Source organism: Novipirellula aureliae (assembly GCF_007860185.1).
GTDB lineage: Bacteria > Planctomycetota > Planctomycetia > Pirellulales > Pirellulaceae > Novipirellula_A > Novipirellula_A aureliae.
Genome location: NZ_SJPY01000001.1, coordinates 1379302 through 1391746 on the forward strand (window position 1 = coordinate 1379302; position 12445 = coordinate 1391746).

Annotated in this window: 8 protein-coding genes; 3 read left to right on the forward strand and 5 right to left on the reverse strand. The window is 53.4% G+C overall.

Annotated features, from left to right (window positions below; all coding sequences use genetic code 11):
• Positions 1–3: 3 nt before the first annotated feature.
• Positions 4–249 (forward strand): hypothetical protein, encoded by a 246-nt coding sequence (locus Q31b_RS05270; RefSeq protein ID WP_197170956.1) that lies wholly within the window; start codon positions 4–6, stop codon positions 247–249.
• A gap of 5 nt (positions 250–254) precedes the next feature.
• On the opposite strand, the gene Q31b_RS05275 is transcribed toward Q31b_RS05270, so the two are convergent.
• Positions 255–2906, reverse strand: a complete 2652-nt coding sequence (locus Q31b_RS05275; protein ID WP_231617314.1) for a M16 family metallopeptidase — start codon at positions 2904–2906, stop codon at positions 255–257.
• Positions 2907–3271: 365 nt separating this feature from the next.
• Here Q31b_RS05275 and Q31b_RS05280 point away from each other — a divergent pair, with 365 nt between their 5' ends.
• Entirely contained in the window at positions 3272–4402 is a 1131-nt protein-coding gene (locus Q31b_RS05280) for an aldose epimerase family protein (RefSeq protein WP_146598538.1), read from the forward strand.
• Position 4403: 1 nt separating this feature from the next.
• On the opposite strand, the gene Q31b_RS05285 is transcribed toward Q31b_RS05280, so the two are convergent.
• From Q31b_RS05285 to Q31b_RS05295, 3 genes are all read right to left on the reverse strand, one after another.
• Entirely contained in the window at positions 4404–5255 is an 852-nt protein-coding gene (locus Q31b_RS05285; protein ID WP_231617345.1) for a hypothetical protein, read from the reverse strand.
• Between the two features lie 91 nt (positions 5256–5346).
• Positions 5347–6225, reverse strand: coding sequence for a UDP-N-acetylmuramate dehydrogenase (locus Q31b_RS05290; RefSeq protein WP_146598540.1), 879 nt, complete (start codon positions 6223–6225; stop codon positions 5347–5349).
• A gap of 426 nt (positions 6226–6651) precedes the next feature.
• Positions 6652–8742 carry a sigma 54-interacting transcriptional regulator gene (locus tag Q31b_RS05295; RefSeq protein ID WP_146598541.1) on the reverse strand — a complete coding sequence of 697 codons (2091 nt, stop codon included), beginning with the start codon at positions 8740–8742 and terminating at the stop codon, positions 6652–6654.
• Between the two features lie 192 nt (positions 8743–8934).
• Between Q31b_RS05295 and Q31b_RS05300 the strand changes: the two genes are divergently transcribed.
• Positions 8935–10299, forward strand: a complete 1365-nt coding sequence (locus tag Q31b_RS05300) for a DUF1598 domain-containing protein (RefSeq protein WP_146598542.1) — start codon at positions 8935–8937, stop codon at positions 10297–10299.
• Positions 10300–10467: 168 nt separating this feature from the next.
• On the opposite strand, the gene Q31b_RS05305 is transcribed toward Q31b_RS05300, so the two are convergent.
• Entirely contained in the window at positions 10468–12303 is a 1836-nt protein-coding gene (locus tag Q31b_RS05305; protein ID WP_146598543.1) for a TIGR03960 family B12-binding radical SAM protein, read from the reverse strand.
• Positions 12304–12445: the final 142 nt, after the last annotated feature.

Consider the following 12445-nt stretch of genomic DNA (forward strand, 5'->3'; position numbering starts at 1 on the left):
CCGATGACAGCCTCACAATTTGACGCTTTTAGCGACCCCGACGTGCCGAAGCGGAAATCGAGCGATTCGGCACGTTACCGGAGTCGTCCTTTTTTGGGCGTCGAGTTTGTCTGCTGTTCGTTCTACGGACGGATCTATCAAAATGCCGCTGGCACCGCCTACGTGGGCAATTGCCCACGTTGTGCCCGGCCGATCACCGTCAAGATCGGCCCTGGCGGCAGCAGCACAAGGTTCTTCCGGGCGTCGTGAGGTCGCTACTCCTTCACGCCAGCGAAGTCTCCGGCGATTGCTTCGACCAATTTGTCCGGATCGATGTACTTGCGAAGAGCCTCGTTGACCGATTCGACGGTGGCGTTACGGATTTGGTCCTCATGCTCCGCGTAGTACGCCATCGTTCGCTCGTTGAAAATGGTCGATAGCAGCTCACTTGCAAGCGACGCATCATCGGATCGGCTGACCCGATTCCGCTGCAGATACGCCTCCTTCGCCTTCGCCAACTCTTCTTTGCTAACGCCTTCGCGGAGCAGTCGATCGAGTTCTTCACGAATCACACGAAGGAGCTTTTCTCGGTTTTCAGGGTTGGTAATCGCGTAGATTATAAAATCGACGCGGTTGTCTCTCGCTCGAGCCGACAAACTGCTGCGGACTCCGTACGACAACCCTTCTTGTTGTCGCACACGGTCAGCCAAACGACTGCTGAGCCCTCCGCCACCGAGAATAAAATTACCCAACACCAACGCCGAATACTCGGGGCTCTCGTCACTCAATTCGAATTGCTCGCTGGCAAAGTAGAAAGCGTTCGCTTTATCAGGCGTCTCGATCACTTCCATGGACCCATCGATTCCGGGGTGCGGGTCGCGACCGACTCGCACATACGGTTCTTTAACGGTCCAATCTTCAAGTTGTTCTCTGCCAAGACTTTCCACTTGAGCAGGTTCAAAATCGCCGACGATCGCAATTTCGCCAGCCTGGTTTCCTAAGAAACGATTGTGCAAGTCACGGATTTCGTCGATCGAGACGTTGCGATACATGTCAATCTGTTCGTCGATCGATTGAACATAAAGCACGTGATCGGGACCGTAGGGGGCCAACCGTTTGCGAACGGAATTCGGAGCCAAGGCTTGTGGTTCGTTCGTACTTTGCTGTAATCCCGTAACCACCTGCCGCCGAATGACTTCAAGTTCCGATGCTTCGAGTCGAGGGTGTCGCAGCACTTGGCCGACCAAGGCGATCACTTCCGGCAAGAACTCTTTCTTCGTCTTGACCTTCAATTGCAGCAATCCAATCGTGCTGTTTATTGAGAATTCGGCGCGCAAGCGAGTGAGCTCGTCTCTGAATTCTTGGTAGTCCAAACGGGTGGTTCCACGTGCCATGAGCATACCCAACAACTCGACGGCACCAACTTTTCCTTTCAGCGAATCCTCGGTTCCAAAACGAAGGGTTACCAGCAGCGTCACGCTTTCACCTCGCGTTTTCTTCGGCAGGGCTGCGTACTTCATTCCACCCACAAAGTCACCTCGCAGTGTGCGTTGTTCGATCGCTACGGGTGAGGGATCAAATTGCTCACCTTCGGCAATCGCTTCACGTCCTTTGTAATCACTAAACAGCGCAACCAAGTCGGGTGATTCAGGGATATCGACTCGCTGCGCTTCATCGGACGGGATGAACAGACCTACGGTACGATTATTTGAAACAAAATATCGATTGGCTGCCGATTGAACGTCCTCCACCGTCAACGACTCGACGCGATCCCGGTAGAGCAAATACAAACGCCAATCCCCTTGTGCAGCCCAATCACTGAGCGCGACAGCGATCTGGTCGCTATCGGATGCCTGGAGCTCGCGTTCTTTAAGAATTTTCTGCTTTGCACGCTCGAGTTCCTGCTCGGTGATCGGATTTTCCCTGATCGAGGTTTCGATGACGTCGATCAACTTTTGCCTTGCTTGCTCGATCGAATGATCTTTAGACACCTCTGCAAACGCCATAAACAACCCCGGTTCTGCCAAACCGTATGCCAGCGCAAAGACATTACTAGCCAATTCCTCTTCGACCAACTCTTTGTAGAGCCGTCCGCTCGGTTCACTGCCCAAAATATGAACAAGTGCTTTCATCGCGACATAGTCGGCGTGGCTTCCCGATGGAATGTGGTAGGCTGCCCCCGCGTACTGGACATCGCCAACTCGCCGCAGCACGACCGTTCGTTCACCATCTTGGGCTGGTTCGACCGTATAGGTATCGTCGAGTGGCGTATCGGGATTTTTCAAATTCCCGAAGGTATCCGCAATTTGGCGAAGTGCATTTTCGGGTTTGAACTTGCCAGCGACAATGACCATTACATTATCGGGCCGGTAGTATTTGCGGTAGAATTTTCGCAGTTTGACGACAGGCACCCGTTCGATATCGCTGCGGTTGCCGATCGTCGATTGGCCATAATTGTGCCAATCGTAGGCAGCGGATTGCATTCGCTGCATCAAAACTCGAATGGGGGAATTCTCCCCCCGCTCAAACTCGTTTCGAACGACTGTCATTTCACTGGCCAAGTCCTCGCCACGAATGAAGCTGTTTTGCAAACGGTCGGACTCCAATTCCAGTGCAAACCGCAGATTTTCGTCGCTGGCGGGCAGCGTTTCGTAGTAATTGGTTCGGTCGAGCCAGGTCGTGCCGTTGAAGCGCGCACCACGATCTTGCAAAACCTTGGGGACTTCTGGAAAGGTTGGCGTCCCCTTGAAAAGCATGTGTTCAAGTAAATGAGCCATCCCCGCTTCGCCATAGCCTTCATGCCTTGAACCGACAAACACAGTCATGTTGACGGTAACCACCTCTTTGCTGGCGTCTGGAAACAACAGGACTCGGACGCCATTGTCCAAGAGGTATTCGGAAATGCCTTCGATTTCGGTAACTTTCATTGGGGGCTTGGCGTCGGAGGATGCGGAGGATTTCGGAGTTGAGAATTGCGTTGGAGAAGGAACCGAGGCATCGTCCGAATAACCAACGGTAAACAGACTACACGAGAACAGGATAGCGGAAAGCCAACCTGACGAACGTCGAAGATCCATGGCAATTTAACTCCTTGCTGGTAGTAATTGGAAACCATTCCCCAAGGCGACCGGTCTTGTTGAACGCAAAGCATTGTAACGTGGTCGGCGACCGTCTGATAATGGGCCGCCAGAGATTGCAGTTAAAAATCAACGCGAAATACAGACATGAAAGCCTCCCTAAGCTAAAATGCAGCGTGAAGCCCCTGCCTGTGTCCCTATCCTTGGGTAAACCAATGAGAATACGAACTGCCCTACCGTTCCTTTTATTGTCGACGTTGGTGTCACTGTCCTCATCGGAACTCTCTCATGCTGAAGTGGCTGTAGAGGATTTCGACAGCATCAAACTCTACACTCTTAAGAACCAATCGGGCATGACCGTCAAACTGACCAATTACGGTGCCACGATTACGTCGATCATCGTCCCCGATCGTGAAGGCAACATGGTGGATGTTGCGCTCGGTTACAACCGAGTGGAAGGCTATCTCAATGCGGTCGACAAACCCTATTTCGGTGCAATCGTGGGTCGCTACGCAAACCGCATCGCAGGCGGTCAATTTACACTTGACGGAAAAACCTACACGTTGGCAACCAACAATGGCGAAAACCATTTGCACGGCGGGATCACCGGATTCGACAAAGTGGTTTGGAACGCGAAGCCGATGGAAGGCGATGGATGGTCAGGGATCGAACTAAATTACAAAGCGAAAGACATGGAAGAAGGCTATCCCGGAAACTTGGACGTCAAAGTAACCTACCGTTTGACCAATGCGAACGAATTGGTGATCGACTACTTCGCGACCACCGATAAAAAAACACCTGTCAATTTGACCCAGCACACTTACTTCAACCTAAAAGGAGAGGGCGAAGACACGATTTTGGATCATGAGTTGATGATCAATGCAACGAAGTACACGCCTGTTGATCAAGGGCTAATCCCAACGGGTGAACTTCACGCTGTCGCTGGCACACCTTTTGATTTCACCTCGCCCAAACCAATTGGCAAAGAAATTGACCAAGAGAATCAACAGCTGCAATTTGGGTTAGGCTATGACCACAATTTCGTGCTTGACCGTAGCGAACAACAAGAAGGTGAGATTGCTTTGGCCGCGAAGGTGGTCGAACCGCAAAGCGGGCGTGTGCTCGAAGTTCGCACGACCGAACCGGGCGTTCAATTCTATAGCGGCAATTTCTTAAATGGCCGACTGAAAGGCAAATCGGGCAAAACGTACCAACACCGAGGTGGGTTTTGCTTAGAGACACAGCATTACCCCGATAGCCCGAACCAGCCGAGTTTCCCATCGACAATCTTGAATCCTGGTGAAGAATACCGATCGACGACGACGTTCAAGTTCACGACGCAGTAGCCTACGGTCCGCCGCTCGGCTTACGAGCGATTCTCAAATCCGAATTACGGATCTCGTCACCTTGTAACAGGGCCTGCAATTTCATCTCCGCAGGCTGCTCCTCGAGGCGTTCCATTCCTGGCGGGCTGCCCCAAGTGAAGCAGCGGTTACTGGTCATCGTCAATTCCAGTTGTGGAACTTCATCCGTCCGCGAATCGCCTCGCACACCAATGCTGCGAATCTGCAGCTGCTCTCGGTGCGTGGCCAACAGATCCGCCAGCTTTGCAGCCGCTTCGACTCGATAATCGCCGAACGGGCTTCCCAGCACACCCGTTGGATAGACACCTGGCACTTCGATGTGAATGTAATCGAGCGTTTCGGCTTCAGCAAAGTCCGTCGTCGTCGGCAAGAGGATTCCTGCCCCATCGATCGGAAAAAAGCCAACCTCCTGGTCGGGCTTGATCACAGGCACCATCGCAACCGGACGCCGATACTCCAAATGCACGTCGATGGCGCCGCCAGGCAATTTGCGGACGCTTATGACGCGGCTTATCCATGGATGCGTGGCAAATGCCGAGGCAATCTTTGCAGAAGCCTGTGAATCAAGGAGCGACAATTGGTCGAGAGCAAAGTCGCGAAACACGGTCGCAGCAATGTCCGTGCGAACGTGCTCGGGGGGTGGACTGATACGGATCTGCTCCAGCTCGACACCGTAATACTTCTTTCCAACATGCTCGGCACCCCAGCGATCCCAAGCCGCATAGCCGCCAATGATCAATAACACAGGCCAAATAAACGACAATGACGCCGGAGCAGTAATTAAACGCTTAAGCAAATCCCGGATGGGACGAGGCCGATCACGATCCGATACCATCGCCACGTTGGCTTTCCCTTCTGAATAGTAGCGGCGTCTCTCCGAGACGCCGAGTTCGGTTCGCGTCTCGGAGAGACGCGGCTACTGAAACCTACCAAATTTGCAGGTTCAATTGCAAGTCGACCCCAGTTTGAAGTAGCACTTGTTCACGCACTCGCTCGATTAAACGCAAACATTGGTCACTGGTCGCTTCATTATGGGCGATCAAGTAGTGCGGGTGTGCAGAATCGAGCGAGACATCCCCTTCACGAACACCTGCCAAACCACAACTTTGCAACAAATCTTTTGCTGGCATTCCATCGGGATCCACAAACGGCATAGCAATTCGGCGTTGCTCACTCGGACGCGACGAATTGCGTCCAATCCAAAGTTTTTGCATTCGTTTGGTCAATGCCGAAACATCCCGCGGCTCGAGCAAGAAGGTTGTTTTCAGGATACCCATGCCGACAAGCGTTGTCTTGCGATGAGAGAATCCGGCGTCTTCTTGGCTGATGACTCGAGTCGATCCGTCACTCTCGATAATCGTAATGCTTTCGACGACCGATCCGATATCCCGTCCGCCGTTAGAGGCATTACCGATTACGGCTCCGCCGACGGTGCCTGGAATTCCAACCAAATGCTCGAGTCCCCCCAGTCCCGCGCCCACCGATTTGATGACGGCGTGCGATAGCTTGGCACCGGCACCGGCGGTTAGCCGATTTCCATCAATAACCAGTTCGCTGGTCGCTGCGGCAGCCAGCGAGATGACCAGCCCATCAAAGCCTGCCTCTCGGACCAAAACGTTACTGCCGCCTCCGAGAATCCGTATCGCCATTCCCGCCTCATCGGCAGCTTTATAGACTTTCGACAATTCCTGTTCGTCCACCGGCTCAGCGAAATAGCGTGCAGGGCCGCCGATACCTAGCCAAACCAATGGCGCGAGCGGTTCGTCTGTGCGCACAAGATGATCCAATTCTTCGGGGAAACTCATGCTGTCGATACCTTTCTTTCGTAGCGGATCGTATCAAAGATCCTATTCTTTCGTAGTGGACCCTGTTAAAGATCCTATCTTTCGTAGTGGATCTTGTTAAAGATCCTTCCATTCGTAGTGGACCCTGTTAAAGATCCTATCTTTCGTAGTGGATCTTGTTAAAGATCCTTCCTTTCGTAATGGACCCTGTTAAAGATCCTTCCTTTCGTAGTGGATCTTGTTAAAGATCCTTCCTTTCGTAGTGGACCCTGTTAAAGATCCTATCTTTCGTAGTGGATCTTGTTAAAGATCCTTCCATTCGTAGTGGATCTTGTTAAAGATCCTTCCATTCGTAGTGGATCTTCAACAAGATCCAATACGGAACACGATATCATTCTCCCATAGAGTAACGAATCTTAGATAAAAGAGTAGCGAAGCATAAGCGATTTAGTCATTCGCTTCGGCAGCGTACTTTTTCCTTTTCCGGTCGAGCGTGCTTCGTTCGATGCCCAAGATCGCGGAGGCCCGGCTCTTATTCCCATCGGTGTACCGCAAAACTCGCTCAATATGCTGTTGTTCAAGCTTTGCGAGCGAGATTTCCAGGTCTAGTGGGTCGCCTTGGTTCGGTTTGCCTTTCGTGTCTGGCCGCCCCAATTCGGCGGGTGAAAGCACCAAGTCGTTTTCGTCGATTACCGTTTTCTGGTTCAGCACGACGGCTCGCTCGACCACGTTGCGGAGTTCGCGGATGTTGCCAGGCCAATGATATCCCAGCAATTTTTGCTGGGCTGATCGAGTGAACCCTTCGACGCGACGCCCCATTTGTCGGTTGAATTGATCGAGAAAAAACGTTGCCAGCAGCAGACAATCGTGCTGCCGAGCCCTCAGCGGCGGTACAAAAATCTCGACGACATGCAACCGATAATAAAGATCTTGGCGAAAGGTTCCCTCGCCAACCATCGCCTGCAGATCGCGATTCGTCGCAGCCACCACGCGGACATCAACCCGAATCGGCTCGTGCCCCCCCACCCGTTCGAACGGGTGCCCCTCCAGAACGCGAAGCAGTTTGGCTTGCAATTCTGAATTCATTTCACCGATCTCATCGAGCATCAATGTCCCACCGTCCGCCATTTCAAACTTGCCCCGTTTACGCTCTGTCGCTCCGGTAAACGCCCCTTTTTCATGGCCAAACAACTCACTTTCCAAGAGTGAATCACTCAGTGCGGCACAGTTCAGACAGACGAGCGGACCTTCGCTACGGTCGCTGGTGTGGTGCAGCGCAGCGGCGACCAACTCCTTGCCAACGCCTGATTCGCCACGAATGAGCACCGTTGCCCCCGTGGGTGCAGCCAGGGCGATTTTGCGGGTTACCTCTGCGATGGCGTCGCTTTTCCCAACAATCCGAACCTTATCGCTAAGCTGACGCTGCAACACATCCGCACGGTGACGGTTTCGCCGTAATGATTTAGCGAGCCGGTCATGATCGGCGAGCCGCGACAACGACTCCGCAAGAATTTCCGCAGCCGCCACGACCCATTGCAAATCCTCACTATCAAATGGGCGAATCCCGCCAGCAGTCGTCAAGTGGATCATTCCCAAAACACGATCTTGATGATCGCAAATCGGCGCCAAAATAATGCTCTCGACTTCAATTTCGCCTCGACTATTCTCAGCTGCCAATTGCTTGTCGCCAAGCACATTCCGGGCTAACAATGCCTTTCCACGTTCGTTTGCCACATTTTGGATCAACGTTTCGGGTGGACGACGATAACTTCGGACGCCACTCTGCCGCGTTCCCACCAATGGAATTTCGCCCATGCTCGCAATCGGTGCCGCATCCTCCAGCAAAGAAACGCTTTCCCCCAAATAGACGCCTGCGGTGTCGAGTTGCAATTGAGATTCCAAGGCATCCAGGACGGTCGCAACCGCATCCTCGAGGCGATTCAATTGAGCCAGAGCGAAAGCGAGTTTTAGCAGGCTACCGGTGACCGCTCGCTGCTGAGAACATCCTCGCAAGTAATCGCTGTAGCGACGCCGGTCGGTGATCGAATCGGCATCGATTTCCATCGTGATTTGGTCGGTCGCCTGATCTTGCCCGCGGTGGCTGCCCAGGTCGCTACCGGTGCTGCTGCCCAAGCCGCCACCGAGCCGATCGGTAAAGAATATCGCAAACCCAGCAATTTGGATTTTATCGCCGCTACGCAACCGTCGAGGATCTCGGACCACGCTGCCAGCAACGAAGGTTCCGTTTCGGCTCCCCAAATCCTCGATCATCCAACCGCTATTCGCCCAGAAGATGCGAGCATGTCGGCGGCTCGCTTGCTCGCTGCGAACGACGATTTGGTTCGATGAAGCCCGGCCAATGACGGCTTCACAGGGAGGCGAAAGGCGAAAGACGTCGCTCCAACGGCCTGCGGATTGAAGCACCAAATAGGCACCCTGCTGGTTTGCCGACGCGTGATTTTGCTGCTCGTTAGATACAGAATCGCTGGACACAGAATCAGTCAATTTGGGCGAATACGGGATGTGGGGCAGGATCATCGAACCATCCTATTATCTTACACACTCTTCCAGATCATGTTTGGCTGCGTTGCGAGAAGCCTGCCCGGCAGTTATTGTATGAAGTTGGTTCAAAAGCCAAAATAACACCAACACACAAAAACAACCAACCCAAGTCGGGTCGGATGAAATATTTCGCCTCACCGCTTCGCTCATACTTCGGAGACTACTTTGATGACATCGAGTCAATTTCACAGCTTACCCTTCGTGACATCAGTGGCCGCTGTGGTCTGTATCACAACGTCGCTACACGCCGGGATCGGCACCACAACGGGCCGGGCAGTTGGAGGTGTACTGATCAGCCCCGAGGGAATTGTTCGCAACGCAACAATCGAAGAGCAACGCGAATTGGCTAACGTTGCCCGTGCTGCCCATCAAGACCCCCAAGGCGATCTTACCAAGCCGACCGACATGCGAATGATCTCGCTGGCCGGAATTCAAGCCGAACTCAAAAAGAGTCACGACGCCGGCAAGCCCGTCCCAAGCGATGTTATCTACATGGCGGGGCTAACGCGGATTGAATACGTATTCGTCGACGCCGACAACAACGATATCATTTTGGCTGGGCCAGCCGAGCCGTGGCAGTTTCGCGAAGACGGCAGCGTCGTGGGAGCCGTTAGCGGCAAATCGACCATGCGGCTCGCCGACTTGATCGTCGCACTGCGCAGCGTCGAAACAGCACGCAAAGAAGCGATCAGTTGTTCCATCGAGCCGACCGCCGAAGGCCGACAAAATCTACGAAAAATGCTCAGCCGACTACGGCTTCAGCCCGGCCAGAATCCGGCTATCTTTGAAGCACAACTCAAGGAGGCGTTTGGCCCTCAAATGATCTTGCTCAGTGGCGTGCCGCAAGACAGCCGCTTTGCTCGCATCCTAGTCGCTTCCGATTATGACATGAAACGTGTTGCATTGGCGTTGACACCATCCAATGTACAAGGCCTGCCGAGCTACTTGGAAATGGCACAAAACAATCGGCAAAGCGCTACCCAGAACCCTCGCTGGTGGATGGCTTGCAATTACGAAGCACTCGTCAAAAGCAACGACGAATTGGCTTGGAAATTGTCAGGGCAAGGCGTCAAGACACTTACCGAGCAAGACATTGTTACCGAAGACGGACAAGTCGTAAGTGCGGGCAAGTCGGACCAAGTCGCACAAAAATGGGCCGATGCGATGACCGAAAATTATGCCGAACTCGCCAAGCAAATCCCTGTCTTTGGGGACCTGCAAAGCATCATGGATGTGACGGTCGTCGCAACGCTGATCACGCAAGAACGTCTCGACCAGAAAGCAGGCATCGACATGGCCGGACTGAAAGGACAAACCGATATCGTCGAATTGACGAGTTATGCGGTCCCCAAAGCGATTGCACCAGAGTGCAGCTTCGTTCGCGGACGCAGCGGATGGGTCGTGACAGCCTCCGGTGGCGTCGAAGTCAACGCCTTTGAAGTGGTCGAAAACCAAGAAGTCGACGAGCAAGTCAAAGAAACTCGCGGAGTCGCTCTTGCTGTTACCGACCGTGGTTGGTGGTGGAACAAATAGGCCTGCGATCCTTCCAGACGACGCAGTGACCCCTCCAGACGTACCTCAGCCTCCCCAAACCTGTATTGGGGAGGCCTCGCTTTGCGCCGCTCCCCGGCTTCACCGGATGGGTCAAGAAACGCCATCACGAAGCCTGACGTTGGTAAACCTTTCCTACGTTCGCGACCGTTACACCGCATCGGCCATAGCGGCCAATTGGACCGTCGATCGCCCTTTTTCCTTGACCAAATAGTCACGGCCAAACTTGACGTTGACATGGTCCCAAGGCAACTTGGACATCACTTCATAATCGTCATGCACCTGGCGTTCAACATCGATCCCAGCGTCTTCGAGCGCCTGCCACCAACGGCTCGGGTCAAGGTACTCGGTCCAACCATCCATTCGCGCTCCTCGCTCCCACGCCAAACGGATCGCTTGGCCGGTTCGACGATCACCACGGCTCAAAACGCCCTCGAGTAAACTGGTTTCGATATCATGGCACTTGACGGTGACGCTGCGGATTCGACAGCGACTCCGTAGGTACTTGTGCGCCCAACGAAAATACTCGCGGCGCTGCATCCCGTTCCATTGATACGGGGTGTGCGCCTTGGGTACGAAATTCGAGACACTGGCAGTCACGCGTGGGTAACGCCCCTTGACCTCTTTGCCAACCCGAGCAATGTCTTCCGCCAGATCGACAATACCGTCCAAATCGACGGGTCGCTCGCCCGGCAATCCACACATAAAGTAGAGCTTCACCGAATCAAAGTTGTTTTCAAAGGCAGCACGGCAACCTTCAATCAAATCGCTGTTCTTGATCTTTTTGCGAATCTGCGCCCGCATATCATCACGCGCGACCTCCGGTGCAAGCGTCAGCGAACTGCGGCGGTCGGTGCCAATCAATTGAGGCAGTGTTCGAAGTTGGTCGTTCACGCGCAGACTCGGCACACTGATGTTGACGTTTAGCGGCTTGAAGACTTCGTGCAACCGAATGACCAAGGGCTCGAAGTGCGGGTAATCGCTACTCGAGAGCGAAAGAATACTAATCTCGTTAAACCCTGTGTTTCGATAGCTTTCCATGGCTCCTTGAACGATCGTTTCGACTTCGCGAATTCGTAACGGGCGCTTAATCACAGTGCTTTGGCAGAACCGACAAAGGTGAGGACAACCACGCATAATTTCGACCGCGATTCGGTCGTGAACACATTCGATGTAGGGAACGATCGGCGATGTTGGAATCGGAATGCCGTCAAGGTCATTGATAACGCTCGGGGCGATCGTTTCAGGAACATCGTCGCGAGTGCGGACGAGAGCGGTAACGCGGTTGTCAGCGTATTGCGGCTCATAGAATCGGGGGACGTAGGCATAGGGCAGCTCCTTGGCAATTTCGGCCAATGCCTCGCTACGCTGCGATTTCCCTTCGTCACCGTCTGCGAAAGTACCGTCATCGCGGCGGTAGCGATCACGCTGCTGAAGCCAGAGATCACAAACGATCGGCAAGGACGGCTCGCCATCGCCCGTGATCATCACATCAAAATAGTCTGCCATGGGTTCCGGATTTTGGCAGCATGGACCTCCTGCCAACACGAGCGGGTCGGCCATCGTACGCTCCGTTGCAACGAGCGGGATCCCCCCCAGATCGATCATCGTCAAAACGTTGGGGGAACTGATCTCGTATTGCAGGCTTAGACCGACAACATCGAAATCAGAGAGCGCAGTAAACGTTTCCAAAGAGTAGAGCGGGATTTCGTGTTCGCGAAGCAGAGCTTCCATGTCCGGCCAAGGCATAAAAACTCGCTCGGCACACATATCATCGCGGCGATTGATTAGTGAGTACAATACCTGCAAACCATGATGGCTCATCCCGATGGTGTAAGCATCGGGAAAGCCCAAACAAATTTTGCCTCGAACCGATCGATGGTCTTTGACAACGATATTCCGTTCACCGCCCACATATTGGGCTGGTGTTTGCACGTGGGGCCAAACGCGAGATTCGAGTAGACGCCGGCGTGTTTGGTGGATCATCGTTTCGTAGACTTCCGAAGAGTAGAAAAACAGCGAAGAGTAGAAAACGGCGAAGAATCGCCAAGCCTTTCGCTTTGTGCTAAGCTCTTTCGTTTTAACGCCCACGGAGTGAGCGTCAACAAGAAGCGTCAAGAATTAAAGG